We start from the raw sequence: 24,513 nt of genomic DNA on the forward strand, positions 1-24,513 counted from the left end.
GTGGGGGGTGGGGGGTGGGGGGGGTGGGGGGTGGGGCGCGGGGTCAGCGGGTGGCTGCTGGGGCGGGGGCTGGGGTGGGGAGGTGGGTGGCGGCGGCGAGGAGGGTGGGGAGCATGCGGGTGGCGTGGGTGGCGTAGCCGTGCGGGGAGGGGTGGATGCCGTCGGGGCCGAGGAGTTGGGCGGCACGGTGGTGGAACTCGGGGCCGGAGGTGGGGGCGAGGTGGGCGTCGGTGCGGGTGGCGGTGCGGGTGTGGAGGCGGGCGAGGCGGGTGGAGCGGTGGTGGCCGATCCAGCGGACGGGGGTGCGGAAGCCGGGCGCGTAGCCGGGGTCGGGGCAGGGGACGACGACGAGTTGCCAGCCGGTCTCGCGGAGGGTGCGGGCGAGGTGGGCGTGCCGGCGGGCGGCGCGGCCGAGCGGGGCGGGCAGCAGGACGTCGTTGCCGCCGACGATCAGTACGGCGATGCCGGGCCGCAGCCGGGCGGCGCGCAGGACTTGGTGGCCGACGGCGGCCGTGGTGGCGCCGGCCCGGGCGTGGACCCGCAGGTCGACGGGCCGGCCGGTGCCCTCGGCGAGGCCGGTGGCGAGCAGGGCGCCGAGGGTCTGCTCGGGGCGGTGGGCGCCGAAGCTCTGGGCGAGCGAGTCGCCGAGCATCAGCAGGGTGAGCGGGTGGTCGTCGGCGTCCGGGGCGGAGCCGTACCGGCCGTCGGCGACCGGGACGAACCAGTCGGTGGGCGGACGGTGGGCGAGCAGGCGCAGGTACAGCCGGGCGAGCCGGTGGGCGAGGCGGCGCATGAGGGGATGGACTCCGGGGTCGGGCGGGAGGGCGGTCAGGCGGCGGTGAGGACGACGGCGGCGTTCTGCCCGCCGAAGCCGCAGGAGACGGACAGGGCGGAGGGGGCGTCGACCGGCCGGGGCGCCTTGGTGACCACGTCGAGGCCGATGGCGTCGTCGAGCCGGTCCAGGTTGGCGGTGGGCGGGACCAGCCGGTGCTGGAGCGCGAGCACCGTGAGGGCCGCCTCGATGGCGCCGGCCGCGCCCATGGTGTGGCCGATCACGCTCTTGTTGGCGGTGACCGGCGGCGGTCGGCGGAAGACCTGCCGCAGGGCCGCCGCCTCGGCGGGGTCGTTGAGCGTGGTGCCGGTGCCGTGCGCGTTGACGTGCCCGATCTCCTCGGGTGCCAGCCCCGCGTCGGCGAGTGCCGCCCGTACGGCCCGGGCCAGGCCGTCGCCGCCGGGGTGCGGGGCGGTGAAGTGGTGGGCGTCGCCGCCGGCGCCGTGCCCGGCGAGGTACCCGCGGACGCGGGCGCCGCGGGCCCGGGCGTGGTCGGCGCGTTCGAGCAGCAGGACGCCCGCTCCTTCGCCGAGGACGAAGCCGTCCCGGTCGGCGTCGAAGGGCCGGGAGGCGCCGGCCGGGTCGTGGCGGCGGCGGGAGAGCGCGCCGAGGCGGTCGAAGCCGACGCAGGTCATCGCGGAGCGGGCACTGTCGGTGCCGCCGGCCAGCACGAGGTCGCAGGTTCCGGCCCGGATCAGGTCGCTGCCGAGGGCGAGCGCGCTGGTGCCGGAGGCGCAGGCGGTGCTGACGACCAGGCCGGGGCCGAGGGCGCCGAGGTCGAGGCTGACCTCGCCGGCGGCCATGTTGGGGATGGAGCGCGGCACCATCAGCGGGGAGATCCGGTCGGCCCGGCCCGCGGCGAGCCGACCGTACTCGACCACGTGGGTCTGCACGCTGGTGGCGCTGACCCCGAGGACGACGCCGACCCGGGTGCCGTCCCAGTGCGCCGGGTCGAGCCCGGCGTCGGCGACGGCCTGGCGGGCGGCGACCACGGCCAGCTGGCTGAACCGGTCGAGGCGCCGGGCGAGCCGCCCGCCGAGCAGGGCGGGCGGGTCGAAGTCGGCGACCCGGCAGGAGAAGTCGACGTTCAGGCCGAGGAGTTCGGGGTCTGGGCGGGCGGTGGGCGCGGCGCCGAGGAAGTGTTCCCAGACGGCGTCGGCGCCGCTGCCGGCCGGGGTGACCAGGCCGAGTCCGGTGACGGCGACCATCGAATGGGACGGAGCCACCGAACGGGACGGGGCCGACGATCGCAGCGGGCTCAACTGACCGATTCCCGGGCCAGGGTGGCGTCCGCGTGGGCGGCGAGTTCGCCGAGGGTGCGGTCCGGGCCGATGTCGGCGACGGTGACGCCGAGCTTCTCCTCGACCACCAGGGAGAGTTCGACCAGGGCGAGGCTGTCGAGGGCGAGCGAGGCGAGGGTGGCGTCGGGGGTGACCACGGCCGGGGAGACGTCGAACTCGTCGATCAGGCAGGCGCGGATCGTCTCGTAGCTGCTGGGCATGGTGAAGTTTCCTTTCAGCTGGGGGTGTTGATGGTGTCGATGACGGCGGAGGCGGCAGACCGCCGCCCGGGCAGCCGGGTCCAGGCCAGCGCGGCGCCGAGCAGGGCCACTGCACCGCCGACGACGGCGGCTGCCGCCAGACCGTCGGTGAAGGCGGCCGGGTCGCCGGGGGCGGCGCCGGTGAGCGAGGTGGCGAGGACGGAGCCGAGCACCGCCACGCCGAGGGTCGAACCGACCTGCCGGGTGGCGTCGTTGAGCGCCGAACCGACCCCGGCCGCGCCGACCGGGACGGCGCTCATCACCACCTCGGTGGCGACCGGGGCGAGCAGTCCGGCACCGAGCCCGGCGAGGGCCTCGAAGAGCAGCACCCGCCCGTCCCCCGAGTCGGCGGCCAGCCAGCCGAGTTGGACGAATCCGGCGGCGATCAGCAGCAGTCCCCCGGCCGAGGGCACCCTGGCCCCCAACGGCCGTGCCAGCAGGGGCCCGAGGAGCGCGCCGACGGCGAGCCCGAGGGACAGCGGGACCATCCGCAGCCCGGCCTGCCAGGCGCTCAGACCCCGCACCTGCTGGAGGTAGAGGGTGAGCAGGAACATCGCGCCGAACATCGCGAAGGACATCAGCGCAAGCGTGGTGGTGGCCGGCCAGACCGGGCCGCCGCGCAGCAGCCGGACCGGCACCATCGGTGCGGCGCAACGGAGTTGGCGTCGCACGAAGGCGGCCAGCAGCAGGACGGCGATCGCGAAGGCGGTGAGCACGGCGGGGCCGGTCCAGCCCCGGCCGGGGGCCTCGATCACGCCCCAGACCAGGGCCAGCAGTCCGGCACAGGACAGCAGCGCCCCCGGCCGGTCCAACGGCCGGGCCTCCGGCGCGCGGGACTCGGGGACGGCGACCAGGGCCGCCGCGCCGATCACCGCGATGACCGGGACGTTGAGCCAGAACGCCGACTGCCAGCCGTACCGGTCGACCAGCAGTCCGCCCGCCACCGGGCCGAACACCGCACCGACCCCGGCCACCGCCGCCCAGATGCCGATCGCCCGCTTCCGGGCGGCCGGTTCGCGCAGCACGTGCACCACGGTGGACAGGGTGGCCGGCATGAACAGGGCCGCGCCGAGGCCCATCCCGCAGCGCGCGGCGACCAGTTGGGCGGGCCCGGTGCCGAGCGCCCCGGCGGTCGAGGCGGCCCCGCACAGCGCCAGTCCGGCGAGGAAGGCGCGCCGCCGACCGTACCGGTCCCCCAGCGCGCCGCCGGCCAGCACGCAGCCGCCCAGCGCCAGCGCGTAGCCGTCCACGATCCACTGGGTCTCGGCGAGGGTCGGGCCGAGGTCGGCGCGCAGGCCGGGGACGGCCACGTTGAGCACGGTGAAGTCGAGGCCGAGCAGGAACAGCGCGGCGCAGACCACCGCGACCGCCGCCCAGGCCCGCCGCGCGGTGGGCGGCGAGCTCACGGGCGCCGGGGCCACGGGCGTCGGGGCCACAGACGTCGAGCTCACAGGCGTCGGGGTCGCGGGAATCGGGGCCGCAGGAGTCGGACCCACAGGCGTCGGGGCCATCAGGCGGACAACCGCAGCGGCTCGTCGCGCCGCCGGAAGCCGATCCGGTACAGCGTGGCCGCGCCGCGCAGGAAGGTCACCTCGCTGGCCCGCAGGTAGCGCCGGTACCGGCGGTAGCCCTCGGGGCCGACCAGCCGCTCGGCCTGCTCGCGGGCCCGCAGCAGCCGGGCCGACCAGGAGGCGAGGGTGCGGGCGTAGTCCTCGGCGGAGGCGGTGAGGGCGACCACCGAGAAGTACGGGTCGCACGCGGCGGCGATCTCGCTCAACCGGGGCAGCCGGGCGGTCGGGAAGACGTCGTTGCCGACGAAGTCGCCGATCGGGCCGGAGCCGTCGGCGGCGCCGTCGTAGGCGATGGTCTGCAGCGACATCCGGCCGCTGGGGCGCAGCCAGCGGTGGCAGGCCGCGAAGTAGCGGGCGTAGCAGTCGAGGCGCTCGGCCCGGCTCATCCCGGCGGTGGCGAAGTGCTCGAAGGAGCCCATCGCCGTGACGGCGTCGTACGGCCGGTCGGGGTCGTGGGCCTCCCAGCTCTCCAGCCGGGGTTCGACGCCGGGCAGGGCGCGGGCGGCGAGGAACTCGAACTGGGCGCGGGAGACGGTCAGCCCGACGGCTTCGCGGACCCGGTCGTCGCCGCTCGCGTGCGCCAGCATGGCGCCCCAGCCGCAGCCGACGTCGAGCAGCCGCAGGCCGTCGCCGGGGCGGGCGCCGACCAGGTCGAGGTGGTGGTCGAGCTTGGCCCGCTGGGCGCGCGGCAGGGCGGTGGCGTCGGGCGCGTCGCGGGGGATGCCGTCCCACTTGGCGGCGGTGTAGGCGAGGGTCTCGTCCAGCCAGAGGGCGTAGAAGTCGTTGCCCAGGTCGTAGTGGAACTCGATGTCGGCGGCGGTGGTGCCGGCCGTGGTGACGGTCATGCGGATCCTGTTCCGGGTGGCCCTGCGGTCCGGGCGGTCTGTCGGTCCGGGTGGTCTTACGGAGGTCCGGGTGGCCTTGCGGAGGCCCGAGCGGCGCTACGGAGGCCCGAGCGGCCTTACGGAGGCCCGGGCGGGCGGCGGTGCTCTCAGTCGGCACCGGCCCGGCGGGCCCGGACGGCGAGGGCCTGATCGCGGCGCTCGACGAAGCGGGCGGCCCGCGCGTCGGTCCGTGCGAGGTGGGCGGCGATCCGTTCGCGGGCCTGTTCGCCGGTGGGGCCGAGCCCGGTCAGCTCGGTCACCCGGAGGGCGCGCAGCAACGGGACGAGCACCTCGTCGTGGTGCACCCGCAGGTCGTAGACGCCGGCCACCGCGATCTCGGCGGCCAGTCGGCCGAAGCCGGGCATGGCCTGGCCCGGCATGGCGAAGTCGCGGATCGTGGCGTCGAGCGTGACGAGCACCTGGTCGGCGTCCACCTCGACTGCCGCGCGCAGCAGTTCGCGGTAGTAGACCATGTGGAGGTTCTCGTCCTGGGCGATCCGGGCGAGCAGCCGCTCGCAGACCGGGTCGCCGCTGAGCCGCCCGGTGTTGCGGTGGCTGACCCGGGTGGCGAGCTCCTGGACGGCGGCGTAGGCGACCACGCCGAGCACCCCGTCGAGCTCGGGGGCGGTGCCGGCGGCGAGGTGCGCCATCCGGGAGCGCTCCAGCGCGACGGGGTCGACGGCGCGGGCGGCGTGCAGGTAGCCCCGGATGGCGGCGGCATGGCGGTCCTCCTCGGCGGTCCACCGGTGCAGCCAGGCGCCCCAGGCGCCGTCCCGGGAGGTCCGGCTGCCGATGGTCCAGTGGTAGCCGGGCAGGTTGTCCTCGGTCAGCAGGTTGACGACCAGGGCGGAGCGCACGGCGGGTGCCAGCGCGGACTGCTCGGGGCGCCAGGGCTCGCCGCCCAGCGGGCCGTCGAAGTCCCGGCCGAGGCTCCAGGGGACGTACTGGTGCGGGAACCACTCGCGGGCGGCCGCGAGATGACGATTCATCAACTCCTCGGCAGTGGCTTCGAGTTCGGAGAGCCAGCGGGCGGTTTCCGCGGTAGCGATCTTCACGGGCCATGATCGTCGCGGACCGGCGCGCGGCTGCGCAAGCCCGCCTCACCCGTTCAGGTGACCCCGGAATCACGGCCCTGACCTGGGTCTATGCCACCGGCAATCCGGCCGCCGAGCGGCCCGACACGCGGCGCGTGAACGGCAACGACAACGGTCACCAGTACAGCCTTTGGATCTTTGTCGATTCTGCGGTTCACTTCGAGGGCGGGCGATCGCACCCCGCCACCACCCACCCGTGCGTCCAGAGAGGACTTCGATGGCCGGGCACGAGCATTCCCGCGATGATCATGCGCATGACCACCAGAACCCACAGGGCCACGGCCACGGAGGACACGGCGGCCACGCGCACGGCCACGGGGGCCACGGGGGCCACGGCGGCCACTCCCACGGCGTCGCCGCCGACGCCGACCGCCGGTGGCTGGTCAGCGCCCTCACCCTGATCGTCGTCTTCATGGCCGGCGAGGTCGTGGTCGGCTTCGCCGCCCAGTCCCTGGCCCTGATCTCCGACGCGGCGCACATGCTCACCGACGCCGCCTCCATCGTGCTCGCCCTGGTCGCCATGCGGCTCTCCGCCCGCCCGGCCCGCGGCGGCTACACCTACGGGCTCAAGCGCGCCGAGATCCTCTCCGCCCAGGCCAACGGCGTCACCCTGCTGATCCTCTCCGCCTGGCTCGGCTACGAGGCGATCACCCGGCTGATCAGCCCGCCCGAGGTCACCGGTTCGCTGGTGCTGGTCACCGCCCTGATCGGAATCGTGGTCAACCTGGCCGCCACCTGGTGCATGTCCAAGGCCAACCGCAGCTCGCTGAACGTCGAGGGCGCCTTCCAGCACGTGCTCACCGACCTCTACGCCTTCATCGCCACCGCCGTGGCCGGTGCGGTCATGCTGACCACCGGCTTCGCCCGGGCCGACGCGATCGCCTCGCTGATCGTGGTGGCGCTGATGCTCAAGGCGGGCATCGGGCTGGTCCGGGACTCCGGGCGGATCTTCCTGGAGGCCGCCCCCGCCGGGATCGACCCGGACGCGGTGGCCGACCGCCTGGTCACCGAGCCGCTGGTCGAGGAGATCCACGACCTGCACATCTGGGAGATCACCTCCAACCAGCCGGCCCTGTCGGCACACATCCTGGTCACCCCCGGCGGCGACTGCCACGCCGTCCGGCGCGAACTGCAGCGCCGGCTGTCCAAGGAGTACGGCATCACCCACAGCACCCTCCAGGTCGACCACGTCGGCGAGGACGAGGCGGGCGCGCTGCTCCAGATCGCCGGCCCGGGCGAGTCGGCCGCCGAACACTGCGCCGACGCCCACGGCCCGGTCCACCGCGCCGGCCCGCACGAACACTGAGCGCGAGCGCCGAGCAGGATCGCTGAGCACGAACGCCGAGCAGGAGCACTGAGCGCGAACGCCGAGCACGAGCGCTGAGACCGCCGTTCGTCGTCGCGGTGCGGCATGATCTGACTCGTGACCGCACCGCGACTGATGCTGCTCGACTCCGCCAGCCTGTACTTCCGGGCCTACTACGGCGTACCGGACTCCCTGCGCTCGCCGCAGGGGGAACCGGTCAACGCCGTCCGCGGCCTGCTGGACTTCATCGCCCGGCTGGTGCACGACCACCGGCCCGAGGAACTCGTCGCCTGCATGGACGCCGACTGGCGCCCCCAGTGGCGGGTGGACCTCGTCCCCTCGTACAAGACCCACCGGGTCGCCGAGGCCGCCGTGGACGGCGAGGAGGAGGTCCCGGACACCCTCGCCCCGCAGGTGCCGGTGATCGAGCAGGTGCTGGACTCCCTCGGCATCGCCCGGGTCGGCTGCCCCGGCTACGAGGCGGACGACGTGATCGGCACCCTCACCGCCCGCGCCACGGGCCCGGTGCAGATCGTCACCGGCGACCGCGACCTGTTCCAACTGGTCGACGACGAGCGGCTGATCACCGTGCTGTACCCGGTCAAGGGGATGGGCAACCTCCAGATCACCGACGACGCGGTGCTGCTGGAGAAGTACGGCGTGCGCGGCGACCGGTACGCCGACATGGCCGCCCTGCGCGGCGACCCGTCCGACGGCCTGCCCGGCGTCAAGGGCATCGGCGAGAAGACCGCCGCCCAGCTGATCAACGAGTACGGCGACCTGGCCGCGATCCGCGCCGCCGCCCTGGACATCGGCTCCCGGCTCACCCCGGCCCGCCGCCGCAACATCGTCGAGGGCGCCGCCTACCTGGACGTCGCCCCCACCGTCGTCCGGGTCGCCCAGGACGCCCCGCTCCCGGACTTCGACCCGGTCCTCCCCCGCGAGCCCGCCGACCCGATGACGCTGGAGCACCTCTCCGCCCGCTGGGGCCTCGGCACCTCCCTGGAACGCGTCCTGGAGGCCCTGGCCACCCGCTGAGCCCGCTCCCCGGCGGCGACCCGACGGTGACCCGCCAGCGACCTGTCGGCGGGCAACGGTATGGTTCGGGGAAACTGATGATCAGTTGTATGTTTCCGAACTCGGGGGGTCCCTTGAACACCGTCTCCGTCAAGCGCCGCGGCGCGTTCCTGCTCGCGGCCGCCGCCCTGGCCACCGTCGGCGTCGCCGGCACCGCCCAGGCCGTGCCCAACTCCGGCTCGCTGTGGGTCGGCTACGGCAAGAGCAACACCTACGCCAGCGTCAAGTGCGTCCAGCTCATCTCCAACAGCCTGCACTACCAGACCGGTTACCACACGGTCGACGTGGACGGCTCGTTCGGCCCGGACACCTACGGCGCGATCGTCGCGCTCCAGCAGTGGGCCCGCCTGGACCCGGACGGCGTCGTCGGCCCGCAGACCGGCAACGTCATGGTCGAGGCCACGAAGGACAGCTACAACTGCTACTCCTCGCTGCCCACCCTCAAGTAGGGCGGCGCCCGGCACGCAAGGGGCCCGCACGTTCGCTGTCGAACGTGCGGGCCCCTTCGCGTCGTCGGCGGCTCAGCCCACCGAGGAGTAGGCGATGATGCCGCGGCGCAGGCCGTCGACGGCCTTGCGGGCGGTCCTGCGGAGTTCGGCGTCCTCGCCGGCCGCGTCCTGGATCTGGCCGAGGACGTCGATCAGTTGCTTCGTCCAGCGGACGAAGTCGCCGGCCGGCATGTCGGCGTCGCGCAGGACCTGGTCCAGGCTGTGGCCGAGCGCCCAGCGGTAGGCGGCCCAGGCGAAGCCGAGGTCGGGTTCGCGCTGGCCGACGCCTTCGGCGGTGTTGATCCGGTGCTGCTCCTCCAGGGCGTCCAGGTGGCCCCAGATCCGGACCATCTGGCCGAGCGCCTCCTTGGCCGCGCCCTCCGGCACCCGGGGGGCGCCGGCGTCGTCGGCCTGCCGCGACTCGAAGACCAGCGCCGAGGCGCAGGCGGCGAGTTCGGCGGCGGCGAGGCCGCTCCAGACGCCCTCGCGGATGCACTCGGAGGCCAGCAGGTCGAGCTCGCCGTAGAGCCGGCCGAGCCGCTTGCCGTCGTCGGTGACGGTGTCACCGCTCAGGTAGCCGAGGTCGGTGAGCAGGCCGCAGACCCGGTCGAAAGTGCGGGCGATGGTGTGGGTGCGGGAGCGCATCCGGCGTTCCAGCAGCTCGGTGTCGCGGTGCAGCCGGTGGTAGCGCTCGGCCCAGCGGGCGTGGTCCTCGCGGTCGGAGCAGCCGTGGCAGGGGTGCTGGCGCAGCTCGGTGCGCAGCCGGGTGATCTCCGGGTCGTCGGCGGCGGCCGCGCGGCCACGCCGGAACCGCTCGGGCTCCAGGTGGCCCGCCTTGGTGCGCAGCGCGGAGGCGAGGTCGCGCCGGGACTGCGGGCTGCGCGGGTTGAAGGACTTGGGGATGCGGACGCGTTCGACGGCGACCACCGGGTGCGGGAAGTCGATCATCGCGAGCCGCTTGACCTGCCGCTCCGCGGTGAGCACCACCGGGCGCGGGCCGTCCTGGAAGTCGGGGTGGCGCGGGCCGCCCCGGCCGGAGCGGCTGACCGGCGGCAGGCCCGGGTCGAGGACCAGGGCGAGGCCGGCGAACTTGCCGGTGGGAACGTGGATGACGTCGCCCGGCTTGAGCTGCTCGATGGACTCGACGGCGGCGGCGCGGCGCTGGCTGCTGCCCTCGCGGGCCAGCTCGTTCTCACGGTCCTTGAGCCGGTGGCGCAGCTCCATGTACGCGTCGAAGTCGCCGAGGTGGCAGGTCATCGACTCGCGGTAGCCGTCCAGTCCCTCCTCGTTGCGCTGCACCTGGCGGGCGATGCCGACGACCGAGCGGTCCGCCTGGAACTGGGCGAAGGAGGTCTCCAGCAGTTCGCGGGAGCGGTGCCGGCCGAACTGGGAGACCAGGTTGACGGCCATGTTGTAGGAGGGCCGGAACGAGGACTTGAGCGGGTAGGTGCGGGTGCCGGCCAGGCCGGCCAGCGCCTCCGGGTCGAGGCCGCGCTGCCAGAGCACCACGGCGTGGCCCTCGACGTCGATGCCGCGCCGCCCGGCCCGGCCGGTGAGCTGGGTGTACTCGCCGGGGGTGATGTCGGCGTGGGTCTCGCCGTTCCACTTGACCAGCTTCTCCATGACCACCGAGCGGGCGGGCATGTTGATGCCGAGCGCCAGGGTCTCGGTCGCGAAGACGGCCTTGACCAGGCCCTTCACGAAGAGCTCCTCGACCACCTCCTTGAACCGGGGCAGCATTCCGGCGTGGTGGGCGGCGATGCCGCGCTCCAGCCCGTCCAGCCACTCGAAGTAGCCGAGGACGTGCAGGTCCTCGTCGGGGATGTCGGCGCAGCGCTCCTCGACGATGGCCCGGACCACGGCGCGGTCGGATTCCTTGTTGAGCCGCAGGCCGGAGCTGAGGCACTGCTGGACGGCGGCCTCGCAGCCGGCCCGGCTGAAGATGAAGGTGATCGCGGGCAGCAGGCCCTCGGCGTCGAGCCGGTCGATGACGTCGACCCGGCCCGGCGTCCAGACCTTGCCGGGGCGGCCGTTGGGCATGGAGCGGCCCCGGCCGCGGCCGAACCGGTCGCGCGGGTTGCGGTCGAGCTCGGAGCGGGCGAGCCGGACCAGCTCGGGGTTGACGGCCTTGCCGGGGTTCTTGAGGCTGTGCTTGGGGCGGCCGTCCCGGTCGGGGTCGGCGAACAGGTCGTACATCCGGTTGCCGGCCATCACGTGCTGCCACAGCGGGACGGGGCGGGTCTCGGAGACGATCACCTTGGTGCCGCCGCGGACGGTGTCCAGCCAGTCGCCGAACTCCTCGGCGTTGGAGACGGTCGCGGAGAGCGAGACGAGGGTGACCGACTCGGGGAGGTGGATGATGACCTCCTCCCAGACGGCGCCGCGGAGGCGGTCGGCGAGGTAGTGCACCTCGTCCATCACGACGTAGCCGAGGCCGTCGAGGGTGCTGGAGCCCGCGTAGAGCATGTTGCGGAGCACCTCGGTGGTCATGACCACCACGGGGGCGTCGCCGTTGACGGAGTTGTCACCGGTGAGCAGGCCGACCTTGGCGGCGCCGTAGCGCTTGACCAGGTCCCCGTACTTCTGGTTGGAGAGCGCCTTGATCGGCGTGGTGTAGAAGCACTTGCGGCCGCCCTGGAGGGCCAGGTGCACGGCGAACTCGCCGACGATGGTCTTCCCGGAGCCGGTCGGGGCGGCGACCAGGACGCCGGAGCCGGCCTCCAGGGTCTCGCAGGCCTCCACCTGGAAGTCGTCCAGCGGGAAGTCGTACAGCTGCTGGAAGCCGTACAGGGCGGTGGCCTGCTCCTTCGCCCGGCGACGGCTGGCCGCGTACGCCTCGGCGGGGCTGAGCTCCTGGTCTTCCTGGGGCTCTGGATCGGGGGTGTTCATCGCCGTCCGGGTGTGGTTGGTGTGATCTCGCATCTCAGCGAGAGGTTACCCGGGAGGAGTGACATCGATAGCACCGTTTTCCGAGGCACCGTTTTCAGAGCCGGGAGATCACTCCTCTCTCAGATCCATAGTTGCAAATGTCTTCAAGTGATCAGGTTCCGGCAAGATCCGAGCGACTCCGGTCATTCCCGGTGGAGTCCGGGATTCGCTCCCTACCTTCGTGAGCCAGGGCCGCGAGCGACGCGATCACCGCGTCGTCCCCGGCCACCGACTCACGGGAGGACCGCCACGATGGCGAACCTGGAGACGTCCCTCAAGGACGCCATGTCGATCGACGGCGCGATCGGCGTCGCCCTGGTCGACTACGGCAGCGGCATGGCCCTCGGCACCCTCGGGGACGGCGGCGAACTGGACCTCAACGTCGCCGCGGCCGGCAACACCGACGTGGTCCGCGCCAAGATGCGGGCGATGGAGGCGCTCAACCTGCTCGACAACGAGATCGAGGACATCCTGATCACGCTGACGCACCAGTACCACATGGTCCGGCCGATCACGACGCCCAGCGGGCGCGGGCTGTTCCTCTTCCTGGTGCTCCACCGCAACCGTTCCAACCTGGCGATGGCCCGCCACCGGCTCAAGCAGATCGAGCTCTCGCTGGAGATCTGAGCCCGCCGACACCAGGGAAGGGGGGCCTCGTGACGATCGGGGTACCTCCCGGCCGACGGCCGGGGGAGCTGTACCAGGCCAAGGCCGAATTCTTCCGGATGCTCGGCCATCCCGTCCGGATCCGGGTGCTGGAGCTGCTGCAGGCCGGACCGACACCCGTCCGCGGACTGCTCGCCGAACTGGAGGTGGAGCCCTCCAGCCTGTCCCAGCAGCTCGCGGTGCTGCGCCGGTCCGGCATCGTCACCGCCACCCGGGACGGCAGCACCGTGGTCTACGCGCTGGCCGGCGGCGACGTCGCCGACCTGCTGCGAGCAGCCCGGCGGATCCTCACCGGGCTGCTCGCCGACCGCGACCTGCTGCTCGCGGAACTGCGGGCGGCGGGCGACCAGGGCCCGGCCGGCCCCGCGCCCACTCCTTGAACAGGGGCCGGTCGGCCGCGTGCCTACTCCTTGAACAGTTCCACCAGCGCGTCCGCGAGCCGCCCGTAGTCCGCCGCCCGGTTGTACAGCTGGGCGCTGACCCGCAGCACCGCGCCGTCGGGCCCGGGCCGGACGGCGACCCGGATCCGGTGCCGCCGCCACAGCTCGCCCAGCAGCGCCTGGTACTGCGCCTCGGTGTCGCCGTACCCCGCCGGCAGCCGTACGGCGCGCATCCACACCCCGGGCGTCGCGGGCAGCGCCCGCAGGCCCGCCCGCTCGACCAGCACCCGCTGGCCGTACGCGGCGAGCGCGGCGTTGTGGGCGGCGACCGCCTCGACGCCCAGTTCGCGCAGCAGCTCGAAGCCGGCCGGGGCGGCCAGCCACGGGGTGTAGTCGCAGGTGCCGCGCCACTCGACGTTGGCCGGGAAGCCCCGGTGGTGCTCCCAGGACAACGCGAGCGGGCGCACCCGGGCGGTCCACTCGGGGCGGACGGACAGCACCCCGGTGGCGCGCGGGGCGAAGGCCCACTTGTGCAGGTTGCCGAACCAGAAGTCGGCGTTCGGGTCGACCGGCCCGGGCAGCATCCCGGGGGCATGGGCGCCGTCCACCACGGTGGTCACCCCGCGTCCGCGCAGTTCGGCGACCAGGGCCGGGGAGGCCACCGCGCGGGCGGTCAGCGAGGTGATCCGGTCCAGGACGGCGACGGTGGTGCGGTCGTCCACGGCGGCGAGCACCGCGGCCCGGACGGCGGCCTCGTCCGGGGCGTCCAGCGGCACCGCGGCGACCACCAGCTCGGCCCCGGTCTCGGCGGCCCTGCGGGCGACGGCCTGGGTGACGGCGCCGTAGCCGTGGTCGGTGACCAGGATCCGGTCACCGGGGGCGAACGGGATGCTGTCCAGGGCGATCGCGGCCGCCTCGGTGACGTTGGCGACCAGGGCCAGCCGCTCCGGGTCGGTGGCCAGGTCGGCGGCGATCCGCACCCGGGCGCCGGCGATCCGGGCCGGCAGGTCGGCGAAGAAGCCGTCCGGGTCCAGCTCGTGCTCGGCCCGCAGCTCCTGCTGCACGCGCTGTACCGGGACCGGCACGGCCCCGAAGGAGCCGTGGTTGAGGTGCGCGGCCTGCGGCGAGACGCTGAACAGGCCCTCGGCGGCGGGCAGCGGGACCGGGGGCTCGGCGGTGCTCAGGTCGTCGACCACGGCAGTACTCCCTCTGGTGATGTGTGACATTGCATACGTCAGGCTACGGCCCGGCCCCTGTTCCGTACACGTCTTCGGGGCGATCCATTGAGTTCCCGCCGGACCGACTGGGAAACTCCGCCTGCCCGCGGAGACCGCGGAGACCGCGATGAACGGGGAGAGCACAGGATGAGGATCGAAAGACCGGGACCGGTCGGGCAGCGACAGTGGACCCCGCTGACCATGGCCAACGCGGGACTCGCCTTCGGGCTGGAGCTCGCCCTGCTGGCCTCGCTCTGCTACTGGGGGTTCAGGACCGGCTCCGGCCTGGCCACCCGGCTGCTGCTGGGCCTCGGCGCACCGGCCCTGGCGGCCGCGTTCTGGGGGCTGTTCCTGGCCGCGGGCGGGCCGAGGTTCCGCCAGCCGCTCGGCGTGGAGATCGTGCTCAAGCTGCTGGCCCTGCTCACCGGGGCGCTCGCGCTGCACGCCGGCGGGCGGACCACCCTGGCGGTGGTCTACGCGGTGCTGGTGGTCGTCAGCGTGACCGTGGAGTACACCGTGCGCTGACCCCGCACGAACACGCGGCACCGGCCCCGGACGCGGCGCCGGCCCCGGGCGCGGCGCGGACCCCGCAGAAGGGTTCGCGCCACCCTCCGGAGGCACCGGCCGGCGGCGACTGCGCAGGGTAACTCTGCGGCCCGGCAACGATCGTGGCGGTCCCGGGAACGGAGTGTTCGGTCACGTCCGATAAGCTGGGACTTCAAGGGAGCTTGAAGTCGAGCGGCAGCGACGAGTCAAGGAGCGGTGACCATGACCGGGACGGCACCCGTCGACCTGCTCAGCGTGGGCGAGGTGGCCCGCCGGGCCGGGATCGCCACCTCCGCCGTGCGCTTCTACGAGGAGCAGGGGCTGATCTCCTCCGAGCGCTCGGCCGGCAACCAGCGCCGCTACCGGCGGCACGTCCTGCGCCGGATCTCGCTGATCCTGGTCGCCAAGCGGCTCGGCATCCCGCTCGCCGAGGTCGCCGAGGTGTTCACCGGGCTGCCCGAGGACCGGATGCCGGGCAAGCACGACTGGGAGCGGATCTCCCTCCGCTGGGCCGAGCAACTGCGCGCCCGCCGCACCGAGTTGGAGCGGCTGGAGGACGAACTGACCGGCTGCATCGGCTGCGGCTGCGTCTCGCTGCGCCGCTGCCGGGTGCTCAACCCCGGTGACGAGCTCGCCACCGAGGGGCCCGGGCCCCGACTGCTGCTGCCCTCCGATGAGCAGCAGGGGGAGCAGTAGGAGGAGCAGCAGGGGAGCAGTAGCGGGTTGGTACCCGGTCGGACGCGGCCCTCGTGAGGTTCCCCGCCGCGCCCGACCGGGGGCTTTTTCCGTTACGGCTGCTCCGGGAAGTGGCAGGCCGCCTGGCGCCCGCCGGCGCCGACCACCTCCAGCAGCGGCCGTTCCGTCCGGCAGCGCGCCTGTGCCTTGGGGCAGCGCGGATGGAAGCCGCACCCGGTGGGCGGGTCGGCCGGGCTCGGCGGATCGCCGAGCAGCACGATCCGTTCCCGGGCCCGCTCCGCCGCCGGGTCCGGCAGCGGGACGGCGGACAGCAGCGCCCGGGTGTACGGGTGCGCCGGGCTGCCGTACACCTCGGCCTTGTCGCCGATCTCCACGATCCGGCCCAGGTACATCACCGCGACCCGGTCGCAGACCCGCTTGACCACCGAGAGGTCGTGCGCGATGAACACGTACGCCAGGCCCAGATCCCGCTGCAACTGCTCCATCAGGTTGACCACTTGGGCCTGGACGGAGACGTCCAGCGCGGAGACCGGCTCGTCCGCGATCACCAGCTTCGGCGAGGTGGCCAGCGAGCGGGCGATGCCGATCCGCTGCGCCTGGCCGCCGGAGAACTCGTGCGGGTAGCGGTCGAGGTGCTCGGGGATCAGCCCGACCAGCTCCATCAGTTCGGCCGCCCGGCCGCGCGCCTCCGCGGCACCCGCGCCCTGGACCAGCAGCGGCTCGGAGATGATCCGGGCCACCGTCTGCCGGGGGTTGAGCGAGGAGTACGGGTCCTGGAAGACCATCTGCAGGTGCCGCCGGTGCGGCCGCAGCCGGGCCTGGGACAGCCCGCCGATCTCGGTGCCGTCGAAGGTGACGGTGCCCGAGGTGGGGTCGAGCAGCCGGACGATCATCCGGCCGGTGGTGGACTTGCCGCAGCCGGACTCGCCGACCAGGCCCAGGGTCTCACCCGCGGCGAGGTCGAAGCTCACCCCGTCCACGGCCCGGACCGGCGCACCGGCCCGGCCGGTGCGGCTGCGCCGCCCGGCGAAGGTCTTCACCAAGTCCCTTACAGACAGCAATGGTTCAGCCATCAGACGGCCCCTTCCGGCACCAGTGGCAGATGGCAGGCGGCCCGGTGGCCGGCTCCGGACGGGCCGGACGGGTCGAGCGGCGGGCGCTCGGCCAGGCAGCGGGCGTGCTCCTCGGCGGTCGCCGCGGTGGTGCGGGCGCAGCGCGGGGCGAAGGAGCAGCCGGGGGCGGGGGTGAGCAGCGAGGGCGGGCTGCCGGGGATGGCCCGCAGCGGGGCGTCGTCGGAGTCGTCCAGGCGCGGCAGCGAGTCCAGCAGCCCGCGGGTGTACGGGTGCGCGGGTGCGGCGAACAGCCGTTCCGCCGGGGCCTGTTCGGCCGCCCGGCCGCCGTACATGACCAGCACTTCATGGGCGACCCGGGCGACCACGCCCAGGTCGTGGGTGATCATCACGACGCCGAGCCCGCGGTCCTGCTGGATCCGGGCGATCAGGTCGAGGATCTGCGCCTGGACGGTGACGTCCAGCGCGGTGGTGGGCTCGTCGGCGATCAGCAGGTCCGGTTCGCAGGCGAGCGCCATGGCGATCATGACGCGCTGGCGCATGCCGCCGGAGAACTGGTGCGGGTACTCGTCGACCCGGCGGGCCGGTTCCGGGATGCCGACCTCGGCGAGCATCTCGACGGCCCGGGCCCGGCCGGCCTTGCGGCCCGCCCGGAAGTGCACCCGGTAGTGCTCGGCGATCTGTTCGCCGACGGTGTAGAAGGGGTGCAGGCTGGACAGCGGGTCCTGGAAGACCATGGCGATCCGCCGGCCCCGGACGGCGCCCAGCTCCCGCTCCCCCAGGCCGGTCAGCTCCCGTCCGTCGAGCCGGATCGAGCCGGAGACGGCGGCGCCGCGGTGCAGGCCCATCAGGGCCAGCGAGGTGACGGACTTGCCGCTGCCGGACTCGCCGACCAGGCCGAGGGTGCGCCCGGCCTCAACGGTGAAGGAGATGCCGTCCACGGCCCGGACGGTGCCGCGCGGGGTGTCGAAGGCGACCTTGAGGTCCTCGACCTCCAACAGGCTGGCCATCAGTACCTCACTCTCGGGTCGACGTACGCGTAGAGCAGGTCGACCAGCAGGTTCGCGACGACGATGAAGAAGGCCGCGAGCAGGGTGACGCCGAGGATCACGGGCTGGTCGGAGCGGGCCAGGCCGTCGTAGAACAGCCGGCCGACGCCGGGCAGGCCGAAGATCGACTCGGTGATGACGGCCCCGGCCAGCAGCCCGCCGAGGTCCATCCCGAAGATGGTCAGGATCGGTGTCGTCGCGGAGCGCAGCCCGTGCTTGACGGTCACCGTGCGCGGCGGCAGCCCCTTCGCCCGGGCGGTGCGGATGTACGGCTCGGCCATCGCCTCGATCATCGAGGTGCGGCTCTGCCGGGCGTACATGGCGGCGTACAGCAGGGCCAGGGCCGTCCAGGGCAGCAGCAGGTTGGTGGCCCAGTCGAGCGGGCCGTCGGTGAACGCGTGGTACGAGGGGTAGGGCAGCAGCCCGGCCGTGCGGACCACGCCCCAGATCAGCATGATCGAGGTGAAGTAGACCGGCAGCGAGGCCGCCCCGACCGAGAGCACCATCAGGGCCCGGTCGGTGAAACCGCCCTTGCGCAGCGCCGAGGTGACGCCCGCGCCGAGGCCGAGCAGCAGCCAGAGCACGGCCGCGCCGAGGGCGAGCGAGACCGAGACCGGCAGGCGGTCGGCGAGCAGGTCCCGGACCGGCAGCCCGTACTCGTAGGAGTAGCCGAGGCAGGGGAAGCCGCAGTGCACGGCGCTCGGGCCGGTGCCGTAGTCGCGGCCCGCGAAGATGCCGGTCAGGTAGGTGGCGAACTGGTCCCAGACCGGCTTGTCCAGGCCCATCGCCGCCTTGACGTCGGCGAGCCGTTCGGGGCTGCAGGTCTTGCCGCAGGCGGCCGCGGCCGGGTCGTTGGGCAGCAGGTAGAAGATGGTGAAGGTGATGGCGCAGATGGCGAGCAGGATGCCGGCCACGCCGAGCAGGCGGCGGCCGAGGTAGAGGATCACGACCGGCCTCCGCGGGGGTCGGGGTGGCGGTTCACGAGCGGGCTCCCCGGGGGTCGAGGATGTCGCGCAGCGCGTCCCCGAGCAGGGTGAAGGCGAGCACGGCGAGGAACAGGAAGGCGGTCGGGATGAGGAAGTAGGTGGGGTCGGTCTCGTAGTGGGCGATACTCTCGGCGATCATCTGCCCCCAGGAGGGGGTGGGCGGGCGGACGCCCACGCCGAGGTAGCTGAGCGCGGCCTCGGTGGCGATCATGCCGGGGATCAGCAGCGTGGTGTACGCGATGACCGGGCCGGAGACGTTCGGCAGGATCTCCCGGGTGAGGATCCGCCAGGAGCGGGCGCCGCCGACCCGGGCGGCCTCGACGTACTCGCGGTGCTTGAGCGAGAGGGTCTGGCCGCGCACCACCCGGGCGATGCCGGGCCAGGTGAACAGGCCGATCACCAGGGTGATCAGCAGGATCCGGTTGACGTCCTTGGCCACCGACATCATCGCGATCATGAAGATCAGCGAGGGGAAGGACATCGTGAGGTCCATCAGCCGGGACAGCACGGCGTCGGTCCGGCCGCCGAAGTAGCCCGCCGAGACGCCGGCCAGGGTGCCGGTGACCACGACCACCGCGGTCGCGGTGAACGCGATCAGCAGCGACACCTGGCCGCCGTGCAGCACCCGGGCGAACAGGTCGCGCCCGGTGATCGGCTCCACGCCCAGCCAGTGCCGGGTGCTGATGCCGCCGAGTCCGCCCCTGGGCATGCCGCCCAGGTAGGCGTCCACGGCACGCTTGTCGAACTCCTCGGGGGACCAGCCGCCGAGCGCGCTCAGCGGGCCGGCCAGGGCGGCCGCCAGGACCAGCACGCCGACCGTGACCAGGCCGAACCGGGCCGAACCGCGGGCCCACAGCTGGTCCAGGACCAGCCGCCACGGCCCGCGCCCGGCCGCCACGGCGGGGCCCGCCGGCGCGCCCGCCGGCGCCGAGGGGGCTTCGGTGGTGGTGCTCATCGGGCCGCTCACTTGCCCTTGGCCGGGTCCTTGAGACCGACCACGGCCAGGTCGATCATCCCGGCGTAGCCCGAACTGCCGAACGCCCCGGCCACGTTGGTGCCGACCATGAGCGGGCGGCGCTGCCACATCAGCGGGACGGCCGGGGCCTTGCGCAGCAGGTCCTCGTCCAGCTGCTGCCAGGCCTTGTTGGCCTCGTTGACGTCCGGCATGGCCGCGATCGCGTCCATCCGGTCCATCGTGGCCTGGTCCCGGAACTGGCTGTAGTTGCCCTGGTTGCCCTTGTCCTTGATGGTGCGTCCGTCGAACAGGAACGGCAGGAAGGTCGCGGCGGAGGGGTAGTCCGGGCACCAGCCGTTGATGGTCAGCTCGGGAGCGTTCTTCGTGTCGCCGAGGGTGTCGGTGAAGGCGGACGGGTCCACGGTGTTGACGGTGACCTGGACGCCGGCCCTGGCCAGCGACTGCTGGATCGCCTCGGCCCGGGTCTTGTCGTTCTGCGAGACGGTCAGCCCGACCTTGAGGTCGCTCTTCCCGGCCTCCTTGAGCAGGGCCTTGGCCTTCTCCGGGTCACCGGCCGCCGGGATCTTCAACGGGTCGGCCGTGGCCCCGCCGGTGAGCGAGGGCGGCAGGAAGGAGGTCGCCACGTCGGCCATCGCCGGGCCGCCGAACGCGGTCACCTGGGCCTCCCGGTCGACGGCCCACATCATCGCCTCGCGCACCTTCGGGTCGTCGAAGGGCGCCTTGGCGGTGTTCAGGTACAGCATGTCCGTACAGCCGGTCCGCTCGGCCGCCATTCGGGCCTTGACGTCCGCCTTGGGCAGCACCTTGGCGACCGACTCGTGCTGCATCCAGGGCATGTTGAGGGCGTTGGCGTCGGCGCCCTCGCTGGCGATGATGCGGTCGTCCGCCTGGCCGCCCTTGATGCCCTCGGTGACCACGATCCGGTCCGGGTAGGCCTTGCGGACGGTGTCGGTGGCCTGGTCCCAGTGGGTGTTGCGGACCAGCACCAGCTGCTTGCCCCGGTCGTAGGTCTCGATCTTGTACGGGCCGGAGGAGAACGGCCGGGAGTCGTACTGGGTGCCCTTCTCCTGGGACTGCGGCACCGGGGCGAAGGTCGGCAGGGTGACGGTGTCCGAGAACTCGGCGACCGGGCGCTTGAGGTGGAAGACGATCGTCCGCTCGTCCGGGGTCTCGATGCTCGCCAGGTGCTCGCCGGTGAGCGGGCCCTTGTAGTTCTCGCCGCCGGCCAGGTACTGGATCGCGTAGTCCGGCCCGCCGGTGAGGTCCGGGGAGAAGGAGCGCTCGACGTTGTACTTGATGTCGGCGGACCTGATCGGGCTGCCGTCCTCGTACGTGAGGCCTTCCTTGAGGGTGAAGGTCCAGGTCTTGCCGCCGTCCGCGGACTTGCCCAGGTCGGTGGCGAGGTCCGGGACGATCTCGCTGCCGGCGGCCCCCGGCTCGGCCTTGAAGGTGGTCAGGGTGCGGTAGAGCAGCCGGGTGCCGAAGTCCATGTGCGGGACGGTCCAGTTGCGGGCCGGGTCGAGGTGGGCGAAGTCCTGGTTGGTCAGGACGGTGAGGGTGCCGCCCTTGGCCGGGGTGCCGCCGATGATCGAACCGCTCTCCGCGCCCGGGCCCTTGGTGCTGCTGGGGGCCGCGTCGCCGCCGGTGTCGCTCTTGTCGTTCTTGCAGGCCCCGAGGCCGAGGGTGAGGGTCGCCGCGAGGGCGGCGGCGAGGAGGGCATGGCTGCGCCTGGTCATGTGGCAACTCCGCTGTGGGGGGCCTGCATCGGTCAGCGGGGCCGGCTCTGGCCGCACCGCTGTGTGACCCGTAACATAGTAATGTGAAATTGCACTGCACAAGAGGTGGCGCCCGCCGTTACCCAGCTGTGTCCCACCAGCCCCAGCTCCCCACCCCCGCCTAGGAGTTCACCGGTGACCCAACCCCAGCCCCGGCTCGCCACCGGCAGCCACGACCTCCCGGTCTCCCCCGCCCTCGACGCCTTCATGGGCACCGCCTGGGCCGCCACCCCGCTCCCCGCCGACCAACGCGTCCCCGGCTACCCCGAGTTCGCCCGCCGCCGCGCCCGGCTCTCCGCCGCCTTCCCCGGCGAACGGCTGATCGTCCCCGCCGGACGCCTCAAGGTCCGCTGCAACGACCTCGACCACCGCTTCCGCCCGCACAGCGCCTACGCCTGGCTCACCGGCCTCACCGGCGAGGACCAGGCCGACCACGTCCTCGTCCTCGAACCGGCCGGCCCCGAGGGCCACGAACCCGTCCTCCACGTACGGCCCCGATCCCCGCGCAGCGGCGGCGAGTTCTACCGCGACCGGCGCTACGGCGAGTTCTGGGTCGGCCGCCGCCCCGACCTCGACGAGACCGCCCGGCTCACCGGACTGCGCACCGAACACCTCGACGACCTCGGCAAGTTGCTCGCCGGACCGCAGCCCCCCACCCGGGTGCTGGCCGGCACCGACGCCCTCGTCGACCGGGCCACCGGGCGCGGCTCCTTCACCCAGGACGACGAACTCGCCGCCGTGCTCTCCGAGTTGCGCCTGGTCAAGGACACCTGGGAGGTCCAGCAGCTGCAACTCGCCGTCGACCACACCGTCAGCGGCTTCGAGGACGTCGTCCGCGCCCTCCCCGCCGCCCTGCGCCACCACCGCGGCGAACGCTGGATCGAGGGCGTCTTCGACCTGCGCGCCCGCGCCGAGGGCAACGGCCCCAGCTACACCACCATCGCCGCCTCCGGCGCCCACGCCTGCGTCCTGCACTGGATCCGCAACGACGGCGCCCTCGACCCGGACGCCCTGCTGCTGCTCGACGCCGGCGTCGAGACCGACACCCTCTACGCCGCCGACATCACCCGCACCCTCCCGCTCAGCGGCACCTTCACCCCGGTCCAGCGCCAGGCCTACGAACTCGTCCTCGCCGCCCAGAGCGCCGGCATCGCCGCGCTGCGCCCGGGCGCCCGCTTCCGCGACTTCCACCGCGCCGCCATGCGGGTCATCGCCGAAGGCCTCGCCGACTGGGGCGTCCTGCGCGTCCCCGCCGACCAGGCCCTCGCCGACGACAACGGCCTGTACCGCCGCTACACCCTCTGCGGCAGCGGCCACATGCTCGGCCTCGACTACCACGACTGCGCCAAGGCCCGCGCCGACCACTACGTCGACGGCACCCTCGAAGCCGGCATGGTCCTCACCGTCGAACCCGGCCTCTACCTCCAGCCCGACGACGAGACCCTCCCCCTCGAACTCCGCGGCCTCGGCATCCGCATCGAGGACGACCTCGTCATCACCGAGGACGGCGCCCACCTGATGTCCAGCGCCCTCCCCCGCACCGTCCCGGCCATCGAATCCTGGATGGCCACCCTGCTCAGCTGAGGGCGCGGTCGAGGCGGACGATCAGGCCACCTTGATCGTCCGCTCCCCCTGCCGCACGGTGACCTCGACCTCGCCCCCGATGGCTGCGGCGTACGCCCGCAGGTTGTCCAGGCTGTCCACCTGCCCGTGCTCGATCTGCGACACCCGAGCCTGACTCACCCCGAGCAGCTCGGCCACGTGCTTCTGGGTGAGCCCGGCCTTGCGTCGCAGCTCGGCCAGCTCATGCCCGCGGATCTGCGCCAGCGTCTCCTGGCGCATTCGCGCCCGCCTCGCTTCCGCCTCCGGCGTCGCCAGCTCGGGAAACCGCTTCATGACCTCGGCCCGTACCTCTGTCCAACTACGCCCCTTCATCGGCGTGCTCCGTTCCGTTGCTCCTCGACGTAATCCGCGTAGCGCTTCTCCGCCAACGGGATCGACTCGTCGTACCACTCCGACCAACGACCTGATTTGTCACCCGCCACGAGGATGATGGCCTCCCGTTCCTGGTCGAAGACGAACAGCATGCGCACCTCACTGGCGCCCGAGGACCCAGGCCTCAGCTCCTTGAGGTTGTGCAACCGGCTGCGATGGATCCGGTCCACCGCAGGCCGCCCCAGGGTCGGGCCCTCATCGGCCAACAGATCCAAGGCCTCAAGGATGTTCTCAGCCGTTCTGGGGTCGTCCTCGCAGACCTGCAAGTACCACTCCTCGACCGGCGCCAAAAGTGTGATCTCCCACATGCGACCACATTAAGTTGTCCCTTATACGTTACCGCGCGCTTTCCCGCTCAATCCACCCCTGCGAGCGACAAGACGCCCGGTCCCGCGCGCGCCCGGCGCACTACCCCCGCGCGCTCCGCCAGAGGTCCGCCACGAGCTGCTCCGCCGGGCCGGTGGCGGCCAGGCGGTGGGCGGTGCCGGCCCAGAGGTGCATGGCGGCGGTGTCGGCGCGGCGGGTGGCGGCGGTGCGCAGGGGGGCGGTGAGGTGGTGCACCTCGGGGTAGGCGGGCGGGGCGTACGGGCCGTGGCGGTCGATGAAGGCGTTGCGCAGGCCGCGGGCGGGGCGGCCGGTGAAGGCGCGGGTGACCACGGTCTCCGGGAGTTCGGTGAGCGCGGCCCGGTGGGCCGCCGAGGCGCCGGACTCGTCGGAGCGCAGCAGCGCCGTCCCCAGCTGCACCGCCGCCGCCCCGGCCCGCAGCGCCGCCGCGACCGCCGGGCCGTCGCCCAGCCCGCCCGCGGCGATCAGCGGCAGCGGCGTCACCGCCCGTACGGCGGGCAGCAGTTCCAGCAGCGGCAGTTCCCCGGGCCGGTCCGTCACCCGGTGGGTGGCGCGGTGTCCGCCGGCCTCCGGGCCCTGCACGCACAGGGCGTCCATGCCGACGGCCTGCGCAGCCCGCGCCTCCTCCGGGCTGGTGACGGTGCCGACCTGCAGCGTGCCCGCCGCGCGCAGCGCCGCCGCCTCCTCGGCCGTGGGCAGCCCGAAGGTGTACGAGACGACCGGTACCGGGTCGGCCACCAGCGCGGCCAGCTTGGCCTCCCAGTCGTCCCGGTCCGGCCCGATCTCCTCCGGCAGCGCGACCCCCCAGCGCTCGGCCTCGGGCCGCAGCCGCTCCCGGTAGGCGGCGACGGCCGCCGGATCCCCGGGCGGGGCCGGCACGAACAGGTTCACCCCGTACGGCCGGTCGCTCGCCTTCCGCACCTCGGCGATCTGCTCGGCCATCGCGGCGGCCGACTTGTAGCCCGCGGCGAGGAACCCCAGCCCGCCGGCCCGGTTCACCGCGGCCACCAGCTCGGGGGTGGAGGTCCCGCCCGCCATCGGGGCGCCGATCACCGGCACGGCGAGGTCATCGAGACGGACGGTCATCGGGGC

24 protein-coding genes are annotated in these 24,513 nt (G+C 73.5%); 8 read left to right on the top strand and 16 right to left on the bottom strand.

Features of this window, described 5'->3' with window-relative positions:
• Positions 1–43 precede the first annotated feature (43 nt).
• From ACFV8H_RS25220 to ACFV8H_RS25245, 6 genes are all read right to left on the bottom strand, one after another.
• Complete coding sequence (locus tag ACFV8H_RS25220) at positions 44–793, bottom strand: SGNH/GDSL hydrolase family protein (RefSeq protein ID WP_380403899.1); 750 nt, start codon at positions 791–793, stop codon at positions 44–46.
• A 35-nt stretch (positions 794–828) separates the two neighbouring features.
• On the bottom strand, positions 829–2,040 hold the full coding sequence (locus ACFV8H_RS25225) for a beta-ketoacyl-[acyl-carrier-protein] synthase family protein (protein WP_380404036.1): 1,212 nt from the start codon (positions 2,038–2,040) through the stop codon (positions 829–831).
• A 50-nt stretch (positions 2,041–2,090) separates the two neighbouring features.
• The gene (locus ACFV8H_RS25230; RefSeq protein ID WP_375890866.1) at positions 2,091–2,333 is read right to left on the bottom strand and encodes an acyl carrier protein; all 243 of its coding nucleotides are present in this window, start codon (positions 2,331–2,333) and stop codon (positions 2,091–2,093) included.
• Between the two features lie 14 nt (positions 2,334–2,347).
• Positions 2,348–3,778 (bottom strand): MFS transporter, encoded by a 1,431-nt coding sequence (locus tag ACFV8H_RS25235; protein WP_380403902.1) that lies wholly within the window; start codon positions 3,776–3,778, stop codon positions 2,348–2,350.
• Between the two features lie 104 nt (positions 3,779–3,882).
• On the bottom strand, positions 3,883–4,788 hold the full coding sequence (locus ACFV8H_RS25240) for a class I SAM-dependent methyltransferase (protein ID WP_380403905.1): 906 nt from the start codon (positions 4,786–4,788) through the stop codon (positions 3,883–3,885).
• 146 nt (positions 4,789–4,934) lie between these two features.
• Positions 4,935–5,882 (bottom strand): acyl-ACP desaturase, encoded by a 948-nt coding sequence (locus tag ACFV8H_RS25245; protein WP_380403908.1) that lies wholly within the window; start codon positions 5,880–5,882, stop codon positions 4,935–4,937.
• Positions 5,883–6,138: 256 nt separating this feature from the next.
• Here ACFV8H_RS25245 and ACFV8H_RS25250 point away from each other — a divergent pair, with 256 nt between their 5' ends.
• From ACFV8H_RS25250 to ACFV8H_RS25260, 3 genes are all read left to right on the top strand, one after another.
• Positions 6,139–7,227, top strand: coding sequence for a cation diffusion facilitator family transporter (locus ACFV8H_RS25250; RefSeq protein WP_380403911.1), 1,089 nt, complete (start codon positions 6,139–6,141; stop codon positions 7,225–7,227).
• A gap of 135 nt (positions 7,228–7,362) precedes the next feature.
• Positions 7,363–8,265 (top strand): 5'-3' exonuclease H3TH domain-containing protein, encoded by a 903-nt coding sequence (locus ACFV8H_RS25255; protein ID WP_380404039.1) that lies wholly within the window; start codon positions 7,363–7,365, stop codon positions 8,263–8,265.
• A gap of 113 nt (positions 8,266–8,378) precedes the next feature.
• Positions 8,379–8,753, top strand: coding sequence for a peptidoglycan-binding protein (locus tag ACFV8H_RS25260; protein WP_380403914.1), 375 nt, complete (start codon positions 8,379–8,381; stop codon positions 8,751–8,753).
• Between the two features lie 72 nt (positions 8,754–8,825).
• Here the strand turns inward: ACFV8H_RS25260 and ACFV8H_RS25265 are convergent, their stop codons facing one another.
• Entirely contained in the window at positions 8,826–11,681 is a 2,856-nt protein-coding gene (locus ACFV8H_RS25265) for a DEAD/DEAH box helicase (RefSeq protein WP_380404043.1), read from the bottom strand.
• A gap of 291 nt (positions 11,682–11,972) precedes the next feature.
• Between ACFV8H_RS25265 and ACFV8H_RS25270 the strand changes: the two genes are divergently transcribed.
• Positions 11,973–12,347: a hypothetical protein gene (locus tag ACFV8H_RS25270; RefSeq protein WP_188309638.1), complete on the top strand. Its 375-nt coding sequence runs from the start codon at positions 11,973–11,975 to the stop codon at positions 12,345–12,347.
• A 29-nt stretch (positions 12,348–12,376) separates the two neighbouring features.
• A complete protein-coding gene (locus tag ACFV8H_RS25275) occupies positions 12,377–12,766 on the top strand; it encodes an ArsR/SmtB family transcription factor (RefSeq protein ID WP_375890855.1) in 390 nt (129 codons plus the stop codon).
• A gap of 23 nt (positions 12,767–12,789) precedes the next feature.
• On the opposite strand, the gene ACFV8H_RS25280 is transcribed toward ACFV8H_RS25275, so the two are convergent.
• The gene (locus ACFV8H_RS25280; protein WP_380403918.1) at positions 12,790–13,962 is read right to left on the bottom strand and encodes an aminotransferase class V-fold PLP-dependent enzyme; all 1,173 of its coding nucleotides are present in this window, start codon (positions 13,960–13,962) and stop codon (positions 12,790–12,792) included.
• 168 nt (positions 13,963–14,130) lie between these two features.
• Between ACFV8H_RS25280 and ACFV8H_RS25285 the strand changes: the two genes are divergently transcribed.
• Complete coding sequence (locus tag ACFV8H_RS25285) at positions 14,131–14,508, top strand: YrdB family protein (protein WP_380403921.1); 378 nt, start codon at positions 14,131–14,133, stop codon at positions 14,506–14,508.
• A gap of 243 nt (positions 14,509–14,751) precedes the next feature.
• Positions 14,752–15,225: a redox-sensitive transcriptional activator SoxR gene (gene soxR, locus ACFV8H_RS25290; RefSeq protein ID WP_380403924.1), complete on the top strand. Its 474-nt coding sequence runs from the start codon at positions 14,752–14,754 to the stop codon at positions 15,223–15,225.
• Positions 15,226–15,317: 92 nt separating this feature from the next.
• Here the strand turns inward: soxR and ACFV8H_RS25295 are convergent, their stop codons facing one another.
• From ACFV8H_RS25295 to ACFV8H_RS25315, 5 genes are read right to left on the bottom strand one after another with little or no spacing between them, the layout of a single operon-like run.
• Complete coding sequence (locus ACFV8H_RS25295; RefSeq protein WP_380403926.1) at positions 15,318–16,298, bottom strand: ABC transporter ATP-binding protein; 981 nt, start codon at positions 16,296–16,298, stop codon at positions 15,318–15,320.
• A complete protein-coding gene (locus ACFV8H_RS25300; RefSeq protein ID WP_380403929.1) occupies positions 16,298–17,305 on the bottom strand; it encodes an ABC transporter ATP-binding protein in 1,008 nt (335 codons plus the stop codon). The genes ACFV8H_RS25295 and ACFV8H_RS25300 overlap by 1 nt, the downstream gene beginning before the upstream one ends.
• Positions 17,305–18,291, bottom strand: coding sequence for an ABC transporter permease (locus ACFV8H_RS25305; RefSeq protein ID WP_380403931.1), 987 nt, complete (start codon positions 18,289–18,291; stop codon positions 17,305–17,307). The genes ACFV8H_RS25300 and ACFV8H_RS25305 overlap by 1 nt, the downstream gene beginning before the upstream one ends.
• A 31-nt stretch (positions 18,292–18,322) precedes the next feature.
• Positions 18,323–19,285, bottom strand: a complete 963-nt coding sequence (locus ACFV8H_RS25310; protein WP_380403934.1) for an ABC transporter permease — start codon at positions 19,283–19,285, stop codon at positions 18,323–18,325.
• Between the two features lie 8 nt (positions 19,286–19,293).
• Complete coding sequence (locus ACFV8H_RS25315) at positions 19,294–21,042, bottom strand: ABC transporter substrate-binding protein (RefSeq protein ID WP_380403937.1); 1,749 nt, start codon at positions 21,040–21,042, stop codon at positions 19,294–19,296.
• A gap of 174 nt (positions 21,043–21,216) precedes the next feature.
• Here ACFV8H_RS25315 and ACFV8H_RS25320 point away from each other — a divergent pair, with 174 nt between their 5' ends.
• Positions 21,217–22,665, top strand: a complete 1,449-nt coding sequence (locus tag ACFV8H_RS25320) for an aminopeptidase P family protein (RefSeq protein ID WP_380403940.1) — start codon at positions 21,217–21,219, stop codon at positions 22,663–22,665.
• A 21-nt stretch (positions 22,666–22,686) separates the two neighbouring features.
• Here the strand turns inward: ACFV8H_RS25320 and ACFV8H_RS25325 are convergent, their stop codons facing one another.
• The 3 genes from ACFV8H_RS25325 to ACFV8H_RS25335 form a co-directional block, all read right to left on the bottom strand.
• Complete coding sequence (locus ACFV8H_RS25325) at positions 22,687–23,016, bottom strand: XRE family transcriptional regulator (RefSeq protein ID WP_380403942.1); 330 nt, start codon at positions 23,014–23,016, stop codon at positions 22,687–22,689.
• Complete coding sequence (locus ACFV8H_RS25330; protein WP_380403945.1) at positions 23,013–23,384, bottom strand: type II toxin-antitoxin system RelE/ParE family toxin; 372 nt, start codon at positions 23,382–23,384, stop codon at positions 23,013–23,015. Before ACFV8H_RS25330 ends, ACFV8H_RS25325 begins: the two co-directional genes overlap by 4 nt.
• 100 nt (positions 23,385–23,484) lie before the next feature.
• The gene (locus ACFV8H_RS25335) at positions 23,485–24,507 is read right to left on the bottom strand and encodes a nitronate monooxygenase (RefSeq protein WP_380403948.1); all 1,023 of its coding nucleotides are present in this window, start codon (positions 24,505–24,507) and stop codon (positions 23,485–23,487) included.
• Positions 24,508–24,513: the final 6 nt, after the last annotated feature.

Source organism: Kitasatospora sp. NPDC059827, assembly GCF_042731675.1.
Lineage (GTDB): Bacteria > Actinomycetota > Actinomycetes > Streptomycetales > Streptomycetaceae > Kitasatospora.

Excerpts from the sequence above, each read along its gene's own strand:
- ACFV8H_RS25230 (WP_375890866.1), bottom strand. The coding sequence starts at position 2,333 with ATGCCCAGCAGCTACGAGACGATCCGCGCCTGCCTGATCGACGAGTTC.
- ACFV8H_RS25250 (WP_380403911.1), top strand. The coding sequence starts at position 6,139 with ATGGCCGGGCACGAGCATTCCCGCGATGATCATGCGCATGACCACCAG.
- ACFV8H_RS25335 (WP_380403948.1), bottom strand. The coding sequence starts at position 24,507 with ATGACCGTCCGTCTCGATGACCTCGCCGTGCCGGTGATCGGCGCCCCG.
- ACFV8H_RS25270 (WP_188309638.1), top strand. The coding sequence starts at position 11,973 with ATGGCGAACCTGGAGACGTCCCTCAAGGACGCCATGTCGATCGACGGC.
- ACFV8H_RS25285 (WP_380403921.1), top strand. The coding sequence starts at position 14,131 with ATGAGGATCGAAAGACCGGGACCGGTCGGGCAGCGACAGTGGACCCCG.
- ACFV8H_RS25300 (WP_380403929.1), bottom strand. The coding sequence starts at position 17,305 with ATGGCCAGCCTGTTGGAGGTCGAGGACCTCAAGGTCGCCTTCGACACC.
- ACFV8H_RS25295 (WP_380403926.1), bottom strand. The coding sequence starts at position 16,298 with ATGGCTGAACCATTGCTGTCTGTAAGGGACTTGGTGAAGACCTTCGCC.
- ACFV8H_RS25330 (WP_380403945.1), bottom strand. The coding sequence starts at position 23,384 with ATGTGGGAGATCACACTTTTGGCGCCGGTCGAGGAGTGGTACTTGCAG.
- ACFV8H_RS25225 (WP_380404036.1), bottom strand. The coding sequence starts at position 2,040 with ATGGTCGCCGTCACCGGACTCGGCCTGGTCACCCCGGCCGGCAGCGGC.
- ACFV8H_RS25220 (WP_380403899.1), bottom strand. The coding sequence starts at position 793 with ATGCGCCGCCTCGCCCACCGGCTCGCCCGGCTGTACCTGCGCCTGCTC.
- ACFV8H_RS25310 (WP_380403934.1), bottom strand. The coding sequence starts at position 19,285 with ATGAGCACCACCACCGAAGCCCCCTCGGCGCCGGCGGGCGCGCCGGCG.
- soxR (WP_380403924.1), top strand. The coding sequence starts at position 14,752 with ATGACCGGGACGGCACCCGTCGACCTGCTCAGCGTGGGCGAGGTGGCC.
- ACFV8H_RS25325 (WP_380403942.1), bottom strand. The coding sequence starts at position 23,016 with ATGAAGGGGCGTAGTTGGACAGAGGTACGGGCCGAGGTCATGAAGCGG.
- ACFV8H_RS25315 (WP_380403937.1), bottom strand. The coding sequence starts at position 21,042 with ATGACCAGGCGCAGCCATGCCCTCCTCGCCGCCGCCCTCGCGGCGACC.
- ACFV8H_RS25240 (WP_380403905.1), bottom strand. The coding sequence starts at position 4,788 with ATGACCGTCACCACGGCCGGCACCACCGCCGCCGACATCGAGTTCCAC.
- ACFV8H_RS25265 (WP_380404043.1), bottom strand. The coding sequence starts at position 11,681 with ATGAACACCCCCGATCCAGAGCCCCAGGAAGACCAGGAGCTCAGCCCC.
- ACFV8H_RS25255 (WP_380404039.1), top strand. The coding sequence starts at position 7,363 with ATGCTGCTCGACTCCGCCAGCCTGTACTTCCGGGCCTACTACGGCGTA.